The following is a 21,513-nucleotide window of genomic DNA, read 5'->3' as shown; positions in this document are numbered from 1 at the left end:
ACCGAGTTGTTTCATTCGCGGACAAGCCTCGCGCCTACGGGGATCGCATCCCTCTGTAGGAGCGAGGCTTGCCCGCGAAGGCTGACTTTCATTCAACATCAATTCAGCTAAGCCGCCGCCGAGCAGGACTATGCCGTGCAGGACTATAGTGACCCACGTCCCGAATCCTGCCGAGCGCACCATGAATTCCACCAAGTCCGACGCTAAACATACCGCCGCACCCGTCGATCATCTGCGTTTCCACCGCCCGCACGCGCACCTTGCGCCAACCTTTGGTAACGATAAATTTGCCCTGCGCGCCGAAGCGTTTGCGCGTTTTTTCGGCACGCCAATGTTTCTCGGCGCGCAAACCCTGATCGTGGTGTTGTGGGTGTGCCTGAACCTGTTCGGCGTCGCGACCTTCGATCTGTACCCGTTCATCCTGCTCAACCTGGCGTTCAGTCTGCAATCGGCATACGCCGCGCCGCTGATTCTGCTGGCGCAGACGCGTCAGGCCGCACGCGACAAAGCTCAGTCGGATGCCGACGCGCAACACCGCGAAGCGCTGGCCGTGGCCAACAGTGAGCGTCAGGCGCAAGCCGCGCAAAACACCGCGCAGTTGCTGGAATTGCTCGAACAAAACACCCGCCTGACCGAGATGACCAAAAGCCTCACCGAACGCATCGAAACCCTGACCTCGGAGATGCATCAGCACTTTGTGCGCAAGGATCAGCCGAAGACCTGATCCCCCGAATCAGCGCAATCGCAGCGCTCGTCCCGGTTCATCACCAGGTCAGCGCTGCGAGGTATTCGGGCGGGGGCATGCGTTTAAACAGTAAAAATGTGCGGAATCTGAGGCCGCCTTCGCGGGCAAGCCTCGCTCCTACAGGGGGGAATGCGATCTTCTGTAGGAGCGAGGCTTGCCCGCGAAGAGGCCCTGCCAGTCAGCACAAATCCATCAACCGCCAACCAAACTGCGCACCGCCGAAATCTCCGGCACTTCCCGCCGACTCATGTACACCCGCAACGGCTCGGTCACGTTGATCCGGTCATCGATGTTCTGATCCAGCAATAACTGAATCAATTCACGCTTGAGCGTCATGGCCTCGCCCGGCCCCGGCGCCCAGACAAATTCGCTGGCAGGAATGATGCCGTCATCCGCCACGTCCATGCCGAAGGAGTCTTCGCTGAAACGCACGATGTACTGGCCGGTCTTGCGGTTGAGGCCGACGAAGCCCTTGAGTTGATCGGCGGCTTGGCAAATGAGCTGGGAAGTGATGCGCATATAAACCTCACAAAAGGTCGTAAAGGGACCGGTGATCGATGGTTTACACGCAAGGGCTGGAGAACGGGTTTCCCTCTGCTGGGGAAACTGCCGCGCCAAGCGTACTGCAAAGGCGCGCACAAAAGCGTTGATAAAAATGGCTTTAAATACGTTTATGTCGGTCTGGCGATAGCACTCTCGGCGCTCAGTTGTTAAAAGGGACGTCTTTGAAAACCTCTGCGAAAGGACCTCGACCATGCCTGTTACCTTCAACAAGAGCGCCCTGCTGCTGAGCGTGTTGCTCGGCCTCGGCCAGGCACAGGCCGCCAGCCACCCTGAACCCGCTGCGCTGGCGAGCACTTTGGGCATTCCGCACCCGGCCGTGATCGCCCACCGTGGCGCCTCGTTCGATGCGCCGGAATCGACCGCCGCGGCCTATAAACTGGCGCGTGACCTGGGCGCCGATTACCTGGAAATGGACGTCCAGCGCAGCAAGGACGGCGTGCTGTTTGCGCTGCACGACGACAACCTGCAACGCACCACCGACGTCGCCACCAAGTTCCCCGAGCGCAAGGATGCCCCGGCCAACCAGTTCACCATCGCCGAACTGAAAACCCTCGACGCCGGCAGTTGGTTCAACGCCGCTTACCCGGACCGTGCGCGCCCGGCCTATGTCGGTTTGAAGATTCTGACCCTCGACGAAATTATCGATATCGCTCAGGGCAACCCGCTGCACAAGCCCGGTTTGTACATCGAAACCAAAGAGCCGAAGCAATTCCCCGGCATCGAGCGCGACCTCAAGGAGAAACTCCAGGATCGCGGCTGGCTGAGCCCGGCGGGTTCGAAACTGGCGAAGAGCGCACTGGCGGTCGGTCAGGGCAAAGGCAAAGTGGTGCTGCAAACATTCGAGAAGAGCAGCCTCGAACTGCTACAGACAGAAATGCCTAACGTGCCGAAGATCCTGTTGTTGTGGGTCGGCGAAGGCAGTATCGAGCCGAAATCGAAAGTGCCTTTCGCGCAATCCGGCGACAAGGACAAAGCCACTTATTACGCCAAACAACAGCCGAAATCCAAAGCCGAATTCCAGCAATGGGTCGAGTACGCCAAGGCTCAAGGCGCCATCGGCACCGGGCCTTCGGCGGCGTTGACCAAGGGTGGTGATCAGAGTTATTCCGACTTGGTCAAACCGTGGATGAACCAGTACACCCACGATCAGGGTTTGCTGGTGCACGTTTATACGATTGATGATGCGGTGGATTATCAGAAAGTGATGGATGCGGGCGTCGACGGGATTTTCACTAATCGGGCCAGCGAACTGCTGAAGTTCTACAAACGGCCAGCGGCGGGCACGGTTGCGCAGTTGCTGCAAAACAATGGTTATTGAGCATGCGTCAGTAATTAAGGATGAATTAAGTTGCGCCGTTTAACCTGAACTCACTTAAACAAATCACCCCAAGGAAAGAACCTGATGAAAACTTTAACTGCCCTGTTTACTGCTGCTGCTCTGACCCTTACTGCTGGTTTGGCTCAGGCTGATGACGTTCCACTCAGCCAGATTCCTCAGTTGGTCAAGGACGGCAAGATCAAGCCACTGGAAGAACTGAACCAAGTCATCATGAAGTTGCACCCAGGCGCCACGATTACCGATTCCGACCTGGACAACCACTTCAACGGCTACGAGTACGAAGTTGAACTCAAAGATGCCAAAGGCGTTGAATGGGACGTGGACTTGAACGCCGCCACCGGCGAAGTTCTGAAAAACAAGCAAGACGACTAAAACCGCGAAACTTCAACGGCCCCATCAAAAAAACGCACGATCATCAGATCGTGCGTTTTTTTATGCCTGCGCGCCCAAGGCCCGTTAGACTCCGCAAACGGCGTCCATGCAGAGCAGAAGAAAGATGAGGCAAACAGCGGCAGCAGATATCGCCACGATCGGTCGGATCAGTGCCGTACCGGCGATTCTTCAGGTAATCCGCGAAATGACCGGGCTGCGTTTTGCCGCCGTCGCGCGGGTCAACGAAGAATCGTGGATCGCCTGCGCCGTGCTCGATCAGCTGAATTTCGGCCTCGACGTCGGCGGTGAACTGGACGTGGCCACCACCCTGTGCCACGAAATCCGCCAGGCGCACCACACGGTGGTCATCGACAAGGCCAGTGAAGACCCGCAGTACTGCAACCACCACACGCCGCGCCTGTATCAATTCGAAAGCTATATTTCGGTTCCGGTGTTCCGCACCGACGGACGCTTCTTCGGCACCATTTGCGCCCTCGACCCCAACCCCGCCGCGCTCAAGAGCAGCGCGATCCAGACCACCATGGAATCGTTCGCCCGGTTGCTCGCACTGCAAATCGAAGCCGAAGAAAACCTGCAAATCACCGAAGCCGCGCTGCAACAGGAACAGCAAACCGCCGAACTGCGCGAACAATTCATTGCCGTGCTCGGCCATGACCTGCGCAACCCGCTGTTCGCGATCAGTGCCTCGGCAGAAATGCTTCGACGCAAATGCCCCAACCCGGTCAGTGACAAACTGGTGCAGCACATCCTCGCCAGCACCGGCCGCGCCGCGCAATTGGTCGATGACGTGCTGGACTTTGCCCGTGGGCGGCTCGGCAACGGCATTCCGCTCAGCATTGCGCCGTGCGCGGATTTGGCCGATGCCTTGCGCCATGTGATTTCCGAAATTCAAAGCGTGCATCCGCAGCGCGTCATTCATTCTTCGATCGGCGATTTGCAAGGCGTGCAGTGTGATCGCAACCGGGTCGCGCAATTGCTTTCCAACCTGCTGGCGAACGCCAGCGACCACGGCGACCCCGAGGGTGCCGTGGAAGTCAGCGCAGCGGTTGAGCACGGCACGTTGCAGTTGTCGGTGAAAAACCGTGGGCAGATTCCTCAAGAACAACTGCCGCAATTGTTTCAACCGTACTCGCGACCGAGCGGCGATAACACCCGCGCCGGCCTCGGGCTGGGCCTCTACATCGCCAGCCAGATTGCCCAGTCGCATGGCGGCCAACTGCAAGTGCACTCCTCCGCGCAGGACGGCACGCAGTTTACGTTCAGTTTGCCAGCCACCGTTTAAGCGGTGGTGCTGACCAGTCCGCGACTTGCTGCCTCTGGTCACACTTGAGAGCGACTGTGTAGCGGCTTGGCAAGCAAACCGATACACAGCGCCGTTTTGCTACGCGCTCAGCCGCGCCGTGACCTCATTCAACTGGCCGGACAAACCGTGCAAGTTGTGACTTGCCGCTTCAGTGCGCTGCACATTGTCGAGGTTGGTGCTGGCGATCGAGGTGATTTCGGTGAGGTTGCGCGAGATGTCTTCGGCGACGGAAGTCTGCTCTTCGGCAGCCGTGGCGATCTGGCGGTTCATGTCGCGAATGGCTTCCACGGCATGGGTGATGCGCTCCAGCATGGCGCCGGCCTGAGTCACTTGCGCGACACTTTCTTCGCTGCGCGACTGGCCGCTTTCGATGGCCTGCGCCGCGTCCACCGCACCCGTTTGCACGGTCTGGATAATCTGGTTGATCTCGATGATCGACGCCGCCGTACGTTGCGCCAGGCTGCGCACTTCATCAGCCACCACGGCAAAACCACGCCCGGCCTCACCGGCACGCGCCGCTTCGATGGCGGCATTCAGCGCCAGCAAATTAGTCTGTTCGGCAATGCCGCGAATCACTTCCAGTACTTTGCCGATGCGCCCACTGTCGGTTTCCAGACGCCGGATGACGGTAGCGGTGTTGGCAATTTCACCGCGCATCTGGGTGATCGTGTGAATGGTCCCCTGCATGACCTTTTCGCCCTGCTGCGCGGACTGATCGGCATCGTCGGCGGCGCGTGCGGCATCGGCGGCATGCCGGGCAACTTCTTGCGCGGTAGCGGACATTTCGTTCATCGCCGTTGCCACCTGATCGGTACGGTTGAACTGCTCGTTGGTGCCGCTGGCCATCAGGCCGGCAATCGCATTCAACTCACCGCTGGCACTGTCCAGATCCTTGGCGCTGCGCTGCAAACGGCTGAAGGTTTCGGCGAGAAAATCGCGCAAGGTATTTGCCGCTGTCGCTAGGTTGCCCAGCTCGTCCTGACGATTGCTCGCAACCCGTTCGGCGAATTTCCCCTGGCTGAGTTGCGCCACGTAATCGATCAGTTTGCGGATCGGCGCGACCAGGTTGCGGTTGATCAGCCACAGGCTCAACAGGCCAATGAGCAAACCGGACGCAAGCATCACGATAGTGCCCAGCAGCACGGTGCGCTCGGCGCTGGCGCTGATCAGCGCCGATTGCTCGTTGCCCTGTTTGCGCAGTTCGGTCACCAGTTCGCTCATCTGCTCACTGGTAGCGCGGTCGACCCCTTTGACCGCGTTGTCGCCCGCCGTCGGGTCGCCACCGGAAGCGACGTAGGCATCGCGGCCCTTTTGATAGGCGCTGCCCAACTGCCGATGTTCGTCACGCAGGCGTTCGATGCGGGTTTTGAGTTGGCCATCGAGGCCTTTTTGCCCGGCCAATTCACCGAGAATGCCTTGCACGTCGCGCTGGCGATCTTCGAACTGTTTCCAGTATTTGTCCCTGTCTGCCGGTTGCTTGCCGCGCAGCAAAACGTTTTTCCACTCCTGGACCTGAACCTTGAATTGCAGGTTGGCCTCGTCGATCAATTGCGAAGTGTGCAGCGGGCCGTCGATCAGGTTGGCGTAACTTTGCACGCCGCCGGAGAGGAAATGAAAGCTGGCCAGGGCGATCAGCAATATCGCCAACAGGCTGCCGCTCAACAGCGCGAGGATTTGGGCTCTCAGGGATTTTTGCAGCATCGGCTGATACTCATGACAAGGAAGAGGCACGCCGGGTACGGCGTGAGAGACGTGCGGACATCCGTGTCTACCGTGCGGATTGCTGGCCACCGCCGCGCAATCTGACACCTGCGTAATCGGCGGGCCAGAGCGCTTCTTTAACAATTACCGACCATCGGCCACGGCAGGTTTGCGGCGCCATCCGACTGTCACACAACGGTCAGAAACACTTGCGATGATGCGGCTCAGGTGAGCCCGCGAAATGCAGTTCATCCAGCCGCCTCGACGTCCGCTTCGACCGCTATCCTCCAGTGAGCCGCCATGAACCACAGCATCGACCAGAGCCATCGCGATCCCGATTTGTTTGGCTTGCTCTACGGCTATCGGTTTCGTCCCGGCGAGCGTGGTCGCGAGATTGATTCGGCGCAGGCGCTGGGTTTTTTGCAGCACGCCGAGGATGCCGATGAGTTTCTCTGGTTGCACCTGAACCTGGCCCACGCGGCGTGCGAGCGCTGGATGAAAAGCCATCTGGCATTGCCTGAAGAGTTTTTCGAGGCGCTGCACGAAGGTTCGCGCTCGACGCGGATCGAGCATGTGGATTCGGCGCTGCTGGCGGTGGTCAACGATGTGGTGTTCAACCTCAGCAGCATGGTCTCCTCGGATGTCTCGACGCTGTGGGTGTGCGCGCGCAGCCGGCTGATCATCAGCGCGCGCCTGCAACCGCTGCACTCGGTGGACAAGTTGCGTTCATCGGTGAAGGCTGGCGAGCGCTTTCGTTCACCGCTGGAATTGCTCGTGCATCTGCTGCGCGATCAGGGCGAGGTGCTGACGCAGATCGTGCGCAGGACCAGCCTGAGTGTCGACCAGATCGAGGATCAATTGCTGTCGTCGCGGCTCTCGACCAACCGCGCTGAACTTGGTGCCAATCGGCGTGTGCTGGTGCGCCTGCAACGGCTGCTGGCGCTCGAGCCGGGGTCGTTGCTGCGTTTGCTCAACCGCCCGCCGCAGTGGTTGCAGAAGGAGGACGTCAAGGAGTTGCGCAAGTCCACCGAGGAGTTTGCGCTGATCATCAACGACCTGACGGCGCTGGGCGAGCGGATCAAGTTGTTGCAGGAAGAGATCGCCGCCAACCTCAACGAACAGAGCAACCGCACGCTGTTCACGCTGACCGTGGTCACGGTGCTGGCGCTGCCGATAAACATCATTGCCGGGTTTTTCGGGATGAACGTGGGCGGAATTCCGTTGGCGGACGACGCGCATGGGTTCTGGATTCTGGTGGCACTGGTGGCCACCTTCACCGTGCTGGCCGGACGCTGGGCGTTCCGCAAGCGCCAGGATTATTGAGCCACTCTGGGCCTGCTGGCGAGGGGCGCCGGGCATTGTAGCGAGGGGGCTTGCCCCCGTTCGGCTGCGCAGCAGACGCAAACCCTGCGCGAGAGGTTTGACTGAAAAAATGCTGGGGCCGCTGCGCGACCCAACGGGAGCAAGCCCCCTCGCCACAGGGTTTCTGGGCGCAGGGGATTTGTGGGGGTTGCGATGAATGGACGGGCTAAAACCGCAAACACTGACCCACCGCAGTCTCTCTGTCACATTTTGAAACGATCATGGGCGACATCCTTCCCTCCTCAGGATTGTCCGTGATGGCTACTCCTTCCTTCACCGCCGCACCGGCGCCCGCCAGCAAAGTCCCCGCCAGCCCTGCCAGAGCTCAACTGGATAAAAAACCCGGCCTCTTGACCTGGGTGATTTTCTTCGGCGTGCTGGCCAGCGGATTGTTGTTTACCGCTTACAGCCTGATGCACGACATGCACGAACTCGGCACCGTGGTGACCACCTGGACGCCATTTCTGCTGCTCGGCGTGGCGCTGCTGATTGCGCTGGGTTTTGAGTTCGTCAACGGTTTCCACGACACCGCCAACGCCGTCGCCACGGTGATTTACACCAACTCGCTGCCGCCGAATTTCGCCGTGGCGTGGTCGGGTTTTTTCAACTTTCTCGGCGTGCTGCTTTCCAGCGGCGCGGTGGCGTTCGGCATCATCGCGTTGCTGCCGGTCGAGCTGATTCTGCAAGTCGGTTCCTCCGCCGGGTTTGCGATGATCTTCGCCCTGCTGATCGCCGCGATCCTGTGGAACCTCGGCACCTGGTGGCTGGGGTTGCCGGCCTCGTCGTCGCACACGTTGATCGGTTCGATCATCGGCGTCGGCGTCGCCAATGCGCTGATGCACGGGCGCGACGGCACCAGCGGCGTCGATTGGGCGCAGGCCACGAAAATCGGTTATGCGCTGCTGCTGTCGCCGCTGGTCGGCTTCGGTTTTGCGGCGTTGTTGCTGCTGGCGTTGCGCGCCTTCGTCAAGAACCGTGCGCTGTACAAGGCGCCTGAAGGAGATGCGCCGCCACCGTGGTGGATTCGCGGTTTGCTGATCCTGACCTGCACCGGCGTGTCGTTCGCCCACGGTTCCAACGATGGCCAGAAAGGCATGGGCCTGATCATGTTGATCCTGGTCGGCACGCTGCCGATGGCTTATGCGCTGAACCGCGCCATGCCGGCGGATCAGGCGTTGCAGTTCGCGGCGGTCGCCGAAGTGACCCAGCAAGCCTTGGTCAAGCATTCGCCGCTGCCGGCGCCGGCCGATCCGCGCGCGATTCTTTCCGATTACGTGCGCAGCAAAGAAGCGGCGCCGCAACTGATCCCCGCCCTCGCCGCCCTGACCGGCAGCATCGGCGCCGAGGTCAAGGGTTACGGTTCGCTGTCGAGCGTTCCGGCGCAAGCGGTGGGCAACGTGCGCAACGACATGTACCTGACCAGCGAAACCATTCGCTTGATGGACAAAAACAAAGTCGGCAACTTCGACGCTGACACTCGCGACAAATTGCAGTTGTTCAAGCAACAGATCGACAACTCGACGCGGTTTATTCCGTTGTGGGTGAAGATCGCCGTGGCCATCGCCCTGGGCCTCGGCACCATGGTCGGCTGGAAACGCATCGTGGTGACGGTCGGCGAAAAAATCGGCAAGACGCATCTGACCTATGCCCAGGGCGCCTCGGCGGAAACCGTGGCGATGTTGACCATTGGCGCGGCGGATATGTTTGGTTTGCCGGTGTCGACCACGCACGTGTTGTCCTCGGGCGTGGCCGGCACCATGGTCGCCAATGGCGGCGGTTTGCAGATGAAGACCATCCGCAATCTGCTGATGGCGTGGGTGCTGACCTTGCCGGCGGCGATCCTGCTGTCGGGCAGTTTGTATTGGTTGTTCACCCAACTGTTCTAACCCCTTACCCTCCGCGCCCTTGTAGGAGCAAAGCTTGCTCGCGATGCCAATTTCATAACCGCCATCGCCGGCAAGCCTTGCTCCCACATATCAGTGGGTTTGCTGAATGATCACTTGCGTCAGCCAATCCATGAACACCCGCACGCGCAAGGGCAAATGCCGTTGCCGCGCGTACAGCAGCGAAACTTCCATCGACGGCGCTTTGAATTGCGGCAACACCGCCACCAATTCGCCGCTTTGAATGAACGGCTGCATGCCGACGCGCGGCGCCTGAATCAAACCAAACCCGCCCAGACACGCCGATTCGTAGCCGTCAGTGCTGTTCACCGTGACGCTGCCGGCCATCGCCACCCGATGCACCTTGCCCTGCGCCTCGTACAAAAAACCTTCCGAACGCGAACCCAACGCCCCGACGTAATGCACCAATCGATGCTGCGCCAGGTCTTCAATGCTCTGCGGCACGCCGTAACGCTGCAGGTACGCCGGGCTGGCGCAGTTGAACAGCTCGAAGTCACACACATGGCGCGCGACCACCGACTGATCCGGCTGCGCGCCGACGCGCACCACGCAATCAAACCCTTCGCTGAGCAAATCGACGCGGCGGTCGGTGCTGCTGATTTCCAGTTCCAGATGTGGATGCCGCGCCATGAATTCCGGCAGGCGCGGCATCACGTAACGCCGCGCCATGATGCTCGGCATGTCGAAACGAATCCGCCCGGCCAGCGACGCCTCGTCCTGGCGGAACAGCCCTTCGATTTCATCCATGTGCGACAGCAGATCCTTGCTGCGCTCGTATAACGCCAAGCCGTCCTGCGTCGCCTGCACCTTGCGCGTGGTGCGTTGCAACAGCCGTGTGCCGAGCAGTTTTTCCAGCGATTGCACGTGCTCGGAAACCGTGGATCGCGGCAGGCCCAAGCTCTCGCCAGCGAGGGTAAAACTCGACATTTCGCTGACGCGAACGAAGGTGCGCAGCAATTCCAGTTTGTTCATGAGCTGACCTAGATTGTTCGGATGAACCGACCAGTGATTCCGGTTTCGCTCTGTTTATCACCTAGGGCCGGATAAATACACTTCCTCCCATCGGTCACCCACTGTTTGAGGAAATCTCATGAATCGCAAAATCGCATTGATCACCGGCGCCAGCCGCGGCTTGGGCAGGAGCACCGCGTTAAATCTGGTCGCGCAAGGCATCGACATCATCGGTACTTACAACAGCCGCGCTGACGAGGCGCAGGCACTGGTCGCGGAGATCGAAAACCTCGGTGGTCGCGCCGCGATGCTGCAACTCGATGTCGGCAAAAGTGAGGGTTTCGACGCTTTCGCCGGTGCCGTCAGCGAGGTGCTGAACAGCCATTTTGAGCAGGCACACTTTGATTTTCTGGTGAACAACGCCGGGGTCGGCGTGCACGCCAATTTCGTCGACACCACGCTCGAGCAGTTTGATTTGCTGATGAATATCCATTTGAAAGGGCCGTTTTTCCTCACGCAGAAATTGCTGCCGCTGATGAATGACGGCGGGCGCATCGTCAATATCTCCAGCGGTCTGGCGCGTTTTAGCCTGCCGGGTTACGGCACTTATGCGGCGATGAAAGGCGCGATGGAAGTGCTGACGCGGTATCAGGCCAAGGAGCTCGGCGAGCGCGGGATTTCGGTGAATATTCTGGCGCCGGGGGCGATTGAAACTGATTTTGGTGGCGGCGCGGTGCGCGATATTTCGGCGGTCAATCAGATGGTCGCGAGCAACACCGCGCTGGGCCGTGCCGGCCAGCCGGATGACATCGGCGCCGCGATTGCGCTGCTGCTGTCGCCGGGCGCCCAGTGGATCAACGGCCAGCGCATCGAAGCCTCGGGCGGCATGTTCCTCTAACTGAACCATCAACCCATGTAGCAGCTGCCGAGCCCCGCGAGGCTGCGTCCGATTTGTCGTCGAACGCAGCCTCGCGGGGCTCGGCAGTTGCTACAAAAGCATTCAGTTTTGGCAGGTATTGCGCAGCAGCAAACGCTCGCGCAGTACGTCGTAACCCCAGTGGTAAACGTAGGTGTACGGCAAAAAGAACAGCAGCACGCCGATGTCGAGCAAGAACGCCTGCCACAGGCTGATGCTCAGCCACCAGGCAATCAACGGCACGCCCATCACGATCAAACCGCCTTCGAACAACAGCGCGTGGACCACACGAACCCACGCGTTACGTACGATCGCGTAGCGCTTGAGCAAACGGTCAAACATGCCGTTGAACAGCACGTTCCACGCCAATGCCAGCGCGGCGATGGCGACGCCCATTTCCAGCATGGGTTTGTCCATCACCCAGGCCAGCAGCGGGGTGCAGATCAACACGGCCAGCAGTTCAAAACCGATGGCCTGGAAAACTCGTTCAGTAATGGATTTGTTGGCGTTCATGGCCAGACTCCCTGAGTGACTGAGGTTGCGATCATCCGCGAGCACACCGATACTTCAAAACCAATAACCATCGACCAGAGCGATAGTTCATGGCCTCTCACGAAGTATTGTTGGCGTTTGTGCAAGCGGCGACGCAGGGCTCCTTTTCGGCGGCGGCGCGCAAACTCGGGCGTAGTCAGTCGACCATCAGTGCGGCGATTGCCAGCCTGGAAATCGATCTCAACCTGACGCTGTTCGACCGCAGCAGCCGCAAGCCCAGCCTGACTCCGGCCGGCCACGTGATGTTGCAACGCGCCGAAGAAATCCTCGCCGCCAGCAGTCGCCTGGAATTGACCGCCAGCCAGTTATCACAAGGGGTCGAGGCGAAGCTGACCGTGGCGATTTCCGACACTTACCAGTCGAACCGTTTCGAAGCGGCGCTCAGCGTGTTCGAGCAGCGTTATCCGGAACTGGAACTTGAATGCCTGATCGCCGAATGCGATGACCTCGTGGCGCTGGTGCAACGCGGTCGAGCGCATGTGGCGTTTGCGGAAATGCAGGACAGCTATCCGCCGGATCTGGTCAGTTCAACGGTCGATGAACGTACGGAAATTGCCCTGTTTGTCGCGCAAACTCACCCGTTGGCGGCGCTGAGCGGCATCGATCAAGACGTGCTGCAGCAACATCGCGAGTTGCGGCTGGCGACCATCGTCAATCCATATGAAAGCCGGGCGAAGGGCCGGGTTTGGTCGGCGCCGAGTTATCTGATGCTGCTGGAGATGGCTCAGGGCGGATTTGGCTGGGCGCCGCTGCCGCGCTGGCTGGTCGGGCGTTTTGGCGCCGGATCGCTGGTGGAATTGCAGGTGCGCGGCTGGCCGAAACCGGTGTTTGTCGATGCGCTGTGGTCGCGGCTGCACCCACCGGGGCCGGCGGGCAGCTGGTTTTTGCGCAAGATGCTGGAATAGCGCCGCGCTCATTGCGGGCAAGCCTTGATGCCGATCGGGGCTACTGCAATTCTTGCAGGCGCCGCTCGATAAACCGCCGCTCTGGCGCTTGCCGGGTCAATTCCAGCGCTCGTCGATACGCCGACCGCGCCTCGTCCACCCTGCCCAACTGCCGACAAAACTGCGCCCGCGCCGAGTGCGCCAAGTGGTAATCGAGCAATTCGCCGCGCGCCAGAATCGCCTCCACCACCGTCAATCCCGCCAACGGCCCGTCGCGCATGGCCAACGCCACGGCGCGGTTGAGTTCGATCACCGGTGATGGCAGCGCGCGCAGCAGCAAATCGTATAAACCGACAATCTGCGGCCAGTCGGTTTGCGCCGCCGTCGGCGCTTCAGCGTGCACCGCCGCAATCGCCGCTTGCAGGCAATAAGGGCCGAAGCGGCGCAGGGTCAACGCGCGTTCCACCAGCGCGCAGCCTTCGGCAATCATCGTGGCGTCCCACAACGTACGGTCCTGTTCATCCAGCAAGATCAGCTCACCGTCCGCCGAGGTCCGCGCCGGGCGCCGCGACTCGTGCAACAGCATCAACCCGAGCAATCCCAGCACTTCTGCTTCGGGCAACAATTCCACCAGTAATCGACCCAGGCGAATCGCTTCGCGGGTCAGATCTTCACGGGTCAGCTCGGCACCAATCGACGCCGAATAGCCTTCGTTGAACACCAGATAAATCACCCGCAAAACGCTGTCGAGGCGCTCGGGCAACTCGGCCAGCGACGGCACTTGATACGGGATCTTCGCGTCACGAATTTTCGCTTTCGCGCGCACGATGCGCTGGGCAATGGTCGCCGGCGCCGAGAGAAACGCGCGGGCGATTTCTTCGGTGGTCAGGTCGCAGACTTCGCGCAAGGTCAGCGGCACCTGGGAATCCGCCGCGAGGGCCGGGTGGCAACAAGTGAAGATCAGGCGCAAGCGATCGTCTTCCACGTCTTCGTCACTCCAGTCGGCCTGCTCCAGTTCTTCCAACTGAGCGATCAGCAGCGGCCGCGAGGCGTTGAACCGCGCACGTCGGCGCAACACGTCAATCGCCTTGAAGCGCCCGGTGGACACCAGCCACGTGCGCGGATTGGCCGGCACGCCGTCGGTTTGCCAACGCGCGACGGCGACGAAAAACGCTTCGTGCAGCGCCTCCTCGGCGAGGTCGAAATCGCCGAGCAAACGGATCAGCGTCGCCAGAATGCGCCGCGAGTCTTCGCGATAAACCTGCTCGACCCGCGCTTTCACCGATTCGGCGGACATCAGTCCGGCATGCCTTCGGTGACCAGCGTCACCAGCCGATCAAGGCTTTGCCCCCAGCCGTCATGAAAACCCATGGCCTCGTGGGCCTGGCGATCCTCTTCGCTCCAGTGCATGGCGCGGGCGGTATACAGGGTTTGGCCGCCCTGCTCTTCGAGCGTGACTTCGGCGCTCATGAACGGTTTGCCCGACGGAATCCAACCCGGCGCAAACGCGTCGGTGAAGACCAATCGCTCGGGCGCGACGATCTCCAGAAACACGCCCAGCGTCGGGTATTCGCTGCCATCCGGCGCGCGCATCAAGGTGCGAAACTGGCCGCCGACCCACAGGTCCATTTCGCACTCCGGCGTGGTCATGCCGTGCGGGCCCCACCATTGCGCGAGCAACGCTGGCTCGGTCCAGGCGCGGAAGATTTTGCGGCGTGGCGCGTCGATCAAACGGCTGATCGACAATTGGAACGGCGCAGGCTGGTTTTTCAAGGACTGCGGGCTCATGGGATCTCCTGTTTTTTTGTGATTGTTGTCTTGAGATTGTGGTTTCGAGACTGCTTTTTTTATGTGCGCGTGGCGATTGCTCAGGGTTTCAACTGGCGCACCGGGCGCACTTCGACACAGCCGACGCGGGCCGCCGGGATATTGCCGGCGACCTGCAGCGCTTCGTTGAGGTCCTTGGCATCGATCAGGTAAAAACCGGCGAGCTGCTCTTTGGTTTCGGCAAACGGGCCGTCGGTGATCGACAATTTGCCGTTGCGCATGCGCACCGTGGTGGCGGTCTGCACCGACTCCAGCGCTTCGGCGGCGATCATCCGGCCACTGCCCTGAATCGCCTCGGCGTAGGCCATGCACTCGGCGTCTTCAGGGCTTTCGGGCAACGAATGCAGGGTCTGCTCGTTGCTGTAAACCAGGCATAGGTATTTCATGTGGCTCTCCGTGATCGGCTGATCAACTATGGCTGCTGTGCGGCGAGTCGGCGGTTTTTCCGACGAGCAAGCCCGGATGAATCAGTCCGTCGCTCAGGGCTTGAGCTCGAACAACGCCGCGCCGCTGACCATGTCGAACGGTGCCGACCAGTGTTCGTGGACGATCTTCCACAGCCCCGCCTCTTGCCGGTAGCACTGGGTAACGCGCATCCAGCAGGCCTGGGTTTCGCCCTGTTCGTTGGTGCCGCCGCAGTGCGCCAGCCAATGGGCGAAAGCGATTTCCTGCGAGGGCACGATGTCGATCTCGTGGAATTCGAAGATGTGCGGGCCGGGGCACATTTCCATGCATTCCTGCCAATGCGCGCGGTACGCCGCTTTGCCCTTGAATTGCAGGGCCTTGACCGCGTCGAACGAGACGATGTCGTCGGCGTACAACGCCATGACTTTTTCCACGTCTTTAGCGACAACAGCCTGGCGATAGCTGTCGATCAGGTGATGGATCTGGCTGAGCGGATTCATGGTGTTTCTCCGTGGTTTTGGTTGGGAAGACACCTTTAGTCGTTCGGCATCACGGCCAATCGACAGTCGAAATAAAAATAATCCAACCGCGCAAACTCGCTAGAATCCGCCACTCATATCGGTTGGAAAAGGACACCTCCAGTGACAGTCTTACTCGTGCCATACGAGAGCCTGAACGCGTTGCAGCGCCAGCAGGTCGAGGCCATTGAAGTTCATCAGGAACAGATCAGATTCAGCGGCGACATCCACGGTGCCTTGCACACCTTGCTGTCCAAACCCGGCCCCGGCGTCAAAGGTTTCGCGCTGCTGGCCGAGGACATTCCCGTCGCGTTCCTGCTGCTCAAACGCCCGCCGGTTTTGCCGGCCTGGGCCGACGAACACAGCGCCACGCTGCACGCTTTGCAAGTCGATCAACGCGCCCAGGGCAAAGGTTACGGCAAGGCCTGCCTGGAAACCCTGCCCGAGGTTGCGCGCCAGGCATTTCCTGAAATCAAGGCGATTGAATTGTCGGTCGACGCCGACAATGACGCGGCGATTGCGCTGTATGCACGGTTCGGCTACGTCGACAGTGGCGAGGCGTATCGCGGCCGAATTGGCTATGAGCGGCGCATGAGTCTGGTGTTCTGATGCAGATGGGTTGAGGGGAAAATCATGGTGGATTCAATCGCAGCACTCGAAGCGATTTACGGCCAACCGCACGACCGTGCGGTGCGCAAGCAGATCGCGTTTCTGAACGAGGATTATCAGGCGATGGTCCGCGCCTCGCCGCTGATCATCATCAGCTCGGTCGGCCCGGAAGGCATGGACGGCTCGCCGCGCGGCGATGCGCCGGGGTTTGTGCGGATCATCGATGAGCGCACGCTGGTGATCCCGGATCGTCCGGGCAACAACCGCATCGACACGCTGCGCAACGTGGTGCTCGATCCGCGAGTGTCGCTGCTGTTCATCATTCCGGGGATTGGCGAAACATTGCGCGTCAACGGTACGGCGAAAATCAGCGCCGAACCGACGCTGCTGGAGAGTTTCGCGGTCAACGGCAAACCGGCGCGCACGGTGCTGCTGGTGACGGTGGACGCGGCGTATTTCCATTGTTCGAAAGCGATTGTCCGATCAGAGCTGTGGAACCCCGAACGCTTCCTCGACCGCTCGGCACTGCCGACGGCAGGCGCGTTTCACAAACGCTTGAATGACGGACAGTTCGACGCCGACACCTACGACCGCGAAGCCCCGGCGCGAGTGCGCGATAGCTTGTATTAAATCCCCAACAAGCTAAAACCCAGTGGCCCGGGGTTCCCGCACAACACCGGCCCCCTGTAGGAGCGAGGCTTGCCCGCGAAGGCGTAGTCACCGCCAACATCAATGTTGAAAGTGCCGACCCCATCGCGAGCAGGCTCACTCCCACAGGGGATCTTCAGCGGCCTGGAATTCGTGTACGACACCGGCCCCCTGTAGGAGCGAGGCTTGCCCGCGAAGGCGTATTCACCGTCAACATCAATGTTGAAAGTGCCGGCCCAATCGCGAGCAAGCTCACTCCCACAGGGGATCTTCAGTGGTCTGGGATTCGTGTACGACACCGGCCCCATGTAGGAGCGAGGCTTGCCCGCGAAGGCGTAGTCACCACCAACATTGATGTTGAAAGTACCGACCCAATCGCGAGCAGGCTGAACTGGCCTAATGATTTTGGACACTTCAATCGGGCGCTATGATGTCGCCCAAATCTGAGGTGTTTTTGGATATGCGTAATTCTTATTCAACTGAGTTCAAACTCAAGGCTGCTGGCATGGTGCTGGATGAGGGGATATCGGTTCCCGAGGTTTGCGCCAGTTTAGATATTGGCCCTACCGCCTTGCGTCGCTGGGTCGATCAGGTGCGTAAAGAACGCCAGGGTTCGACCCCGGTGGGAGCCAAAGCGATCACGGCTGACCAGCGAGAAATCCAGGAACTCAAAGCCTTGCTCAGGCAAAAAGACCGGGATATCGAAATCCTAAAAAAGGCCAGTGCTCTCCTGCTTTTGGACGCCAAAGATCATTCTCACTGATCAATGAGCTGGGTGAGCGATACGGCGTTAACGACTGCTGCCGGGTGTTTGAAGTCAGCCGCAGCAGTTTTTATGCCTGGCGTCAGCGCCAAGGCAAGGTGAACCCTGAGCGGGAGAAACTCAAAGCCATGCTGGTCGAGCATCACAAGGAATCCAGAGCTTCCGCGGGGGCGCGCACCCTTTCCAGGGAGCTGCAAGCCAAGGGGCATCGCGTCGGGAGGCACATGGCTCGCAGCTTGATGCGAGAAGCCGGCGTGGTCAGTCGTCAGCGCCGACGTCACAAATACAAGTCATCTGGCGTTGAAGCCTTGGTGGCGCCGCACGTGCTTAAGCGCGAGTTTGATGTCACGGCGATCAACCAAGTGTGGTGCGCGGACGTGACGTACATCAAGGTCGGCACGCGGTGGATGTATTTTGCAGCGGTTCTGGATCTGTTCGCCCGCCGGCTCGTGGGGTGGGCGTTTTCGATGATCTCGGATGCGGAGCTGACCTGCGAGGCCCTACGGATGGCGGTTGAGCTGCGAGGCAAACCCAAAGACGTGCTGTTTCACTCCGATCAAGGCTGCCAGTACACCAGCCATAAGTTCAGGAATGAGTTGCTGGCGAATGGACTGCGGCAAAGCATGAGTCGTAAAGGCGAATGCTGGGATAACGCCCCGATGGAGCGTTTCTTTGGAAGTCTGAAATCAGAGTGGGTGCCTGAAGCCGGTTACCGCTCGGAGTATGAAGCCCGGGCTGATTTGCAGCGCTACGTGGTGCGCTACAACAACTTCAGGCTCCATAGCTACAACGATTACCGGTCACCGGTCGCCATGGAGAAAATGGCGGCGTGAAAAAACCGTAATTGGTGTCCAGGATTACTTGACCAGATCAGGCTCACTCCTACAGGGGGCTTCAAATCAATCAGAGTTCCAGCACCATTTCATGCCAGGCCATTCCGCCGTGGTCCGACGCCGAGGGCTTGATGTAGGCGAAGCCGAACCCGGCGTACAGCGCAATGTGCCGTTCCTTGCACATCAGGTGAATGTGGGTTTTGCCCAGCGCGCGCATGCGTTCGATGAATTCGGCGAGCAAGCTTTTGGCCAACCCCTGCCCCTGAAAATCCGGGTGCACCACCACTGACATGATCACCACGTGCGGGCCAGCCGGGTCGTGGCCGATCAGTTCCTTGAACGCTTCGTCCGACATCTCGACGTCAAACGCCGCACCGGAGTTGACGAAACCGCCTACAACGCCGTCCACGTCAGCGACGATAAACCCCTCGGGCCAAGTGGCTATGCGCGTGGCGATTTTTTCGCGGGTGGCGGCTTCGTCGCCTTCATAGGCAACGGTTTCGATGGCGTAGCAGCGGTCGAGGTCGGCGGGCGTGACGTTGCGGATTACGGTGTTCATGGCAACTCGGGATCAGCGTAGGAAAGATCGCAGATCATAAATTAAAACGCTGGAGAGGCGGACCGGCGGTCCGCACTCTCGCAGTAATTCAATCCTTGAGCGGCAACCAGATTTCCAGCACGCCGGTATTCAGCGTCGGGTTGAAATCTTCGCTGTAGCGTTCGAACTCCGGCGCATCCGCCGCTTGCCGGCCGGACTGCGGCAGCCAGGTTTTCCAGATGTATTGAAAAGTCGCGGGCAAGCTGTCCAGCGACCCCTTGTGCTCGAACACCGCGTATTGCTGCGGTTGCACTTCGACCCAGCGGTACTTTTCCGGCAGGTCGTCGAGCTTACTGATTTCGACGCCGGCAATGTATTCGAAACCACCCTGGCCGTCGGGATTGCAGCAGATGCCGTAGGTCACTTCGCTTTTTTGCCCGGGAATCTTGCCAATCTCTGGAACGAATTGTTCCCAGAGTTTGGGAATGTCTGCGGATGTTTGCTGGTTAAATCGGCCACCCAGCCCGGCGATGAGTAGAAAGTGCCCGTGCTCAAAGCGTGGTTCGGCGAGTTTGACCTGCGTTTGTTCATCCATGATTCAACTCCTTTGATGGAAAAGTGGGCGTTGGGAAGCTCAGCTGAAAAAGTATAGAACTCATGCCCGATTCCCCCAGCGATTGGCCGTTCAAATCCCCGGCATCTGCCCGACGGCAGCCTTGCCGATAAACTCGTTGTAACCCGATAGGATCACGTACACCGCGAAATAGCAGAAGATCGCTGCCGATGCCATGTACGAATAGCGCAGCAGTTTGTCGCCGAGCAACTTGCCGCCGTGGCTCGCGGCAAAGCACAGAGCCACGCACCAGAGCACCCCGGCGCTAAGGAATCCGCCGAGGAACAGCGCAGAACTGACGGCACCGCCACCGCCGGAGCGGGCGATCAGCGTACCGCCCACCGCGGCGAACCAGAGAATCGCGCTGGGCGAGGACATGGCGAGGAAGATGCCGCGAAAAAACTCACGTCGATGCGAGTTGTTTCCCACGTCTGCGGTCTGCGTCAACAGCGCTTCGTGGTGGATCGCCGAGTAGATCATCTTCGCCGCGAAGTACAGCAACAGCGCCGAACCGCCGATCCACAGCACCCAGCGCACGGTTTCGTATTGCAGCAAAACGGTCATGCCGGCGAGCGCCAAAACCGCGTAGATCAGGTCACCGACACAGGTCCCCAAACCCAGCGCAAAGCCTTGAAAATAGCCGCGTTGCATGGCCAACGTGATCATGGCGATGTTGGCGACGCCGATATCCAGGCACAACGAAAGGCTCAACAAGAAGCCGCTGCTAAATTCCATCAACCCGTTTCCTTCGGACAGTTTTGTTTACAAAGTGGCTGGACAGTTTGCCACATCCGCCCTTACATTCCGCCACAGGCCACCGCAGTGGCCAGCGTCGCTCGGACGGTTCCGGGCGCTCACGTTCTCCGAGGCAACAATGGCCAACCCAGGTTCGCCGCGCCGCTTTGCGCGCATAGATCGACTCCCCCCTTATGTTTTCAACATCACTGCCGAGCTGAAGATGGCCGCGCGTCGTCGTGGCGAAGACATCATCGACTTCAGCATGGGCAACCCCGACGGCCCGACCCCGCCGCACATCGTCGAAAAACTGGTGACCGTCGCCCAGCGCGAAGACACCCACGGTTACTCGACGTCCAAGGGCATTCCGCGGCTGCGCCGGGCGATTTCCAATTGGTACAAGAATCGTTACGAGGTCGACATCGACCCGGAAACCGAAGCCATTGTCACCATCGGTTCCAAGGAAGGCCTGGCGCATTTGATGCTGGCCACCCTCGACCAGGGCGACACCGTGCTGGTGCCGAACCCGAGCTACCCGATCCACATTTACGGCGCGGTGATTGCCGGCGCGCAGGTGCGTTCGGTGCCGCTGGTTCCGGGCGTGGATTTCTTCGCCGAACTGGAAAGCGCGATTCGTGGCTCGATCCCGAAACCGAAAATGATGATCCTCGGTTTCCCGTCGAACCCGACCGCGCAATGCGTGGAGTTGGATTTCTTCGAACGGGTGATCGCCCTCGCCAAGCAATACGACGTCTTGGTGGTGCACGATCTGGCGTACGCCGACATCGTCTACGACGGCTGGAAAGCCCCGTCGATCATGCAAGTACCGGGCGCCAAGGACATTGCGGTGGAGTTTTTCACCTTGTCCAAGAGCTACAACATGGCCGGGTGGCGCATCGGTTTCATGGTCGGTAACGCGGAATTGGTCAACGCCTTGGCACGGATCAAGAGTTACCACGACTACGGCACGTTCACGCCGTTGCAGGTGGCGGCGATTGCTGCGCTTGAAGGTGATCAGCAGTGCGTCAAAGACATCGCCGAGCAGTATCGCCAGCGCCGTAACGTGCTGGTCAAAGGCCTGCATGAACTGGGCTGGATGGTCGAGAATCCGAAGGCTTCGATGTATGTCTGGGCGAAGATTCCTGAAGCGTACGCGCACCTGGGTTCGCTGGAATTTGCCAAGAAAATGCTCGCCGAGGCGAAGGTTTGTGTCTCGCCGGGCGTAGGATTTGGCGAGTATGGCGATGATCACGTGCGCTTCGCGCTGATCGAAAACCAGGACCGGATTCGTCAGGCCGTGCGCGGCATACGCGGGATGTTTCGCGCGGATGGGCTGGTCGCAAAAACCAACGGTTAACACATAACACTGTGGGAGCGAGCTTGCTCGCGATGAGGACCTGACATTCAGCA

At 59.9% G+C, this 21,513-nt stretch carries 24 protein-coding genes and 1 pseudogene; 14 read left to right on the top strand and 11 right to left on the bottom strand.

Annotation, left to right across the window (positions count from 1 at the left end; all coding sequences use genetic code 11):
* Window positions 1-181: 181 nt before the first annotated feature.
* Together BLU01_RS20620 and BLU01_RS28385 are read left to right on the top strand one after the other, a co-directional pair.
* Window positions 182-724, top strand: a complete 543-nt coding sequence (locus tag BLU01_RS20620; protein ID WP_092278983.1) for a DUF1003 domain-containing protein — start codon at window positions 182-184, stop codon at window positions 722-724.
* 15 nt (window positions 725-739) lie between these two features.
* A pseudogene (locus BLU01_RS28385) lies at window positions 740-811 on the top strand (hypothetical protein); the annotation flags it as partial.
* 126 nt (window positions 812-937) lie between these two features.
* On the opposite strand, the gene BLU01_RS20615 reads toward BLU01_RS28385, so the two are convergent.
* Window positions 938-1,264 (bottom strand): DUF2025 family protein, encoded by a 327-nt coding sequence (locus tag BLU01_RS20615; protein ID WP_092278981.1) that lies wholly within the window; start codon window positions 1,262-1,264, stop codon window positions 938-940.
* 235 nt (window positions 1,265-1,499) lie between these two features.
* On the opposite strand from BLU01_RS20615, the gene BLU01_RS20610 reads away from it, so the two are divergent.
* From BLU01_RS20610 to BLU01_RS20600, 3 genes are all read left to right on the top strand, one after another.
* Window positions 1,500-2,627: a glycerophosphodiester phosphodiesterase gene (locus BLU01_RS20610; protein ID WP_092278979.1), complete on the top strand. Its 1,128-nt coding sequence runs from the start codon at window positions 1,500-1,502 to the stop codon at window positions 2,625-2,627.
* Between the two features lie 84 nt (window positions 2,628-2,711).
* Window positions 2,712-3,020: a PepSY domain-containing protein gene (locus tag BLU01_RS20605; protein WP_092278977.1), complete on the top strand. Its 309-nt coding sequence runs from the start codon at window positions 2,712-2,714 to the stop codon at window positions 3,018-3,020.
* Between the two features lie 124 nt (window positions 3,021-3,144).
* Entirely contained in the window at window positions 3,145-4,323 is a 1,179-nt protein-coding gene (locus tag BLU01_RS20600; protein WP_092278975.1) for a GAF domain-containing sensor histidine kinase, read from the top strand.
* 99 nt (window positions 4,324-4,422) lie between these two features.
* Here the strand turns inward: BLU01_RS20600 and BLU01_RS20595 are convergent, their stop codons facing one another.
* A complete protein-coding gene (locus BLU01_RS20595; RefSeq protein ID WP_092278973.1) occupies window positions 4,423-6,045 on the bottom strand; it encodes a methyl-accepting chemotaxis protein in 1,623 nt (540 codons plus the stop codon).
* Between the two features lie 300 nt (window positions 6,046-6,345).
* Here BLU01_RS20595 and BLU01_RS20590 point away from each other — a divergent pair, with 300 nt between their 5' ends.
* Window positions 6,346-7,368, top strand: coding sequence for a transporter (locus BLU01_RS20590; protein ID WP_092278971.1), 1,023 nt, complete (start codon window positions 6,346-6,348; stop codon window positions 7,366-7,368).
* Between the two features lie 296 nt (window positions 7,369-7,664).
* Entirely contained in the window at window positions 7,665-9,293 is a 1,629-nt protein-coding gene (locus BLU01_RS20585) for an inorganic phosphate transporter (RefSeq protein WP_092278969.1), read from the top strand.
* Window positions 9,294-9,383: 90 nt separating this feature from the next.
* Here BLU01_RS20585 and BLU01_RS20580 read toward each other — a convergent pair whose 3' ends face one another.
* On the bottom strand, window positions 9,384-10,283 hold the full coding sequence (locus BLU01_RS20580; RefSeq protein WP_092278967.1) for a LysR family transcriptional regulator: 900 nt from the start codon (window positions 10,281-10,283) through the stop codon (window positions 9,384-9,386).
* 118 nt (window positions 10,284-10,401) lie between these two features.
* On the opposite strand from BLU01_RS20580, the gene BLU01_RS20575 reads away from it, so the two are divergent.
* Window positions 10,402-11,160 carry an SDR family NAD(P)-dependent oxidoreductase gene (locus tag BLU01_RS20575; RefSeq protein WP_092278965.1) on the top strand — a complete coding sequence of 253 codons (759 nt, stop codon included), beginning with the start codon at window positions 10,402-10,404 and terminating at the stop codon, window positions 11,158-11,160.
* A gap of 102 nt (window positions 11,161-11,262) precedes the next feature.
* On the opposite strand, the gene BLU01_RS20570 is transcribed toward BLU01_RS20575, so the two are convergent.
* Window positions 11,263-11,691, bottom strand: a complete 429-nt coding sequence (locus tag BLU01_RS20570) for a multidrug/biocide efflux PACE transporter (RefSeq protein WP_092278963.1) — start codon at window positions 11,689-11,691, stop codon at window positions 11,263-11,265.
* Window positions 11,692-11,780: 89 nt separating this feature from the next.
* On the opposite strand from BLU01_RS20570, the gene BLU01_RS20565 reads away from it, so the two are divergent.
* Window positions 11,781-12,635 carry a LysR family transcriptional regulator gene (locus BLU01_RS20565; RefSeq protein WP_092278961.1) on the top strand — a complete coding sequence of 285 codons (855 nt, stop codon included), beginning with the start codon at window positions 11,781-11,783 and terminating at the stop codon, window positions 12,633-12,635.
* Window positions 12,636-12,675: 40 nt separating this feature from the next.
* Here the strand turns inward: BLU01_RS20565 and BLU01_RS20560 are convergent, their stop codons facing one another.
* The 4 genes from BLU01_RS20560 to BLU01_RS20545 form a co-directional block, all read right to left on the bottom strand.
* Window positions 12,676-13,911, bottom strand: a complete 1,236-nt coding sequence (locus tag BLU01_RS20560; protein ID WP_092278959.1) for an RNA polymerase sigma factor — start codon at window positions 13,909-13,911, stop codon at window positions 12,676-12,678.
* A complete protein-coding gene (locus BLU01_RS20555) occupies window positions 13,911-14,402 on the bottom strand; it encodes an SRPBCC family protein (protein ID WP_092278957.1) in 492 nt (163 codons plus the stop codon). Before BLU01_RS20555 ends, BLU01_RS20560 begins: the two co-directional genes overlap by 1 nt.
* Window positions 14,403-14,482: 80 nt before the next feature.
* Window positions 14,483-14,827, bottom strand: a complete 345-nt coding sequence (locus tag BLU01_RS20550; protein WP_092278955.1) for a YciI family protein — start codon at window positions 14,825-14,827, stop codon at window positions 14,483-14,485.
* A gap of 93 nt (window positions 14,828-14,920) precedes the next feature.
* The gene (locus BLU01_RS20545; RefSeq protein ID WP_092278953.1) at window positions 14,921-15,346 is read right to left on the bottom strand and encodes a YybH family protein; all 426 of its coding nucleotides are present in this window, start codon (window positions 15,344-15,346) and stop codon (window positions 14,921-14,923) included.
* A 141-nt stretch (window positions 15,347-15,487) separates the two neighbouring features.
* Here BLU01_RS20545 and BLU01_RS20540 point away from each other — a divergent pair, with 141 nt between their 5' ends.
* The 4 genes from BLU01_RS20540 (at window position 15,488) to BLU01_RS20525 (ending at window position 18,217) form a co-directional block, all read left to right on the top strand.
* Window positions 15,488-15,973 carry a GNAT family N-acetyltransferase gene (locus BLU01_RS20540; RefSeq protein WP_092278951.1) on the top strand — a complete coding sequence of 162 codons (486 nt, stop codon included), beginning with the start codon at window positions 15,488-15,490 and terminating at the stop codon, window positions 15,971-15,973.
* A gap of 24 nt (window positions 15,974-15,997) precedes the next feature.
* Window positions 15,998-16,603, top strand: coding sequence for a pyridoxamine 5'-phosphate oxidase family protein (locus BLU01_RS20535; RefSeq protein ID WP_092278949.1), 606 nt, complete (start codon window positions 15,998-16,000; stop codon window positions 16,601-16,603).
* A 478-nt stretch (window positions 16,604-17,081) separates the two neighbouring features.
* Window positions 17,082-17,384: a transposase gene (locus BLU01_RS28070; protein WP_231987094.1), complete on the top strand. Its 303-nt coding sequence runs from the start codon at window positions 17,082-17,084 to the stop codon at window positions 17,382-17,384.
* Window positions 17,381-18,217 carry an IS3 family transposase gene (locus BLU01_RS20525; RefSeq protein ID WP_331716149.1) on the top strand — a complete coding sequence of 279 codons (837 nt, stop codon included), beginning with the start codon at window positions 17,381-17,383 and terminating at the stop codon, window positions 18,215-18,217. Before BLU01_RS28070 ends, BLU01_RS20525 begins: the two co-directional genes overlap by 4 nt.
* Before the next feature lie 70 nt (window positions 18,218-18,287).
* Here BLU01_RS20525 and BLU01_RS20520 read toward each other — a convergent pair whose 3' ends face one another.
* From BLU01_RS20520 to BLU01_RS20510, 3 genes are all read right to left on the bottom strand, one after another.
* Window positions 18,288-18,776 (bottom strand): GNAT family N-acetyltransferase, encoded by a 489-nt coding sequence (locus BLU01_RS20520; RefSeq protein WP_092278945.1) that lies wholly within the window; start codon window positions 18,774-18,776, stop codon window positions 18,288-18,290.
* A gap of 88 nt (window positions 18,777-18,864) precedes the next feature.
* Window positions 18,865-19,350, bottom strand: coding sequence for a GyrI-like domain-containing protein (locus BLU01_RS20515; protein WP_092278943.1), 486 nt, complete (start codon window positions 19,348-19,350; stop codon window positions 18,865-18,867).
* 90 nt (window positions 19,351-19,440) lie between these two features.
* Complete coding sequence (locus tag BLU01_RS20510; protein WP_092278941.1) at window positions 19,441-20,103, bottom strand: LysE family translocator; 663 nt, start codon at window positions 20,101-20,103, stop codon at window positions 19,441-19,443.
* A gap of 139 nt (window positions 20,104-20,242) precedes the next feature.
* Between BLU01_RS20510 and alaC the strand changes: the two genes are divergently transcribed.
* Window positions 20,243-21,460, top strand: coding sequence for an alanine transaminase (alaC, locus tag BLU01_RS20505; RefSeq protein WP_092278939.1), 1,218 nt, complete (start codon window positions 20,243-20,245; stop codon window positions 21,458-21,460).
* Window positions 21,461-21,513 lie beyond the last annotated feature (53 nt).

This window comes from Pseudomonas prosekii (assembly GCF_900105155.1).
GTDB lineage: Bacteria > Pseudomonadota > Gammaproteobacteria > Pseudomonadales > Pseudomonadaceae > Aquipseudomonas > Aquipseudomonas prosekii.
Note: the sequence above shows the minus strand (reverse complement) of the source record. Positions and strands in the feature narration are given on the sequence as shown.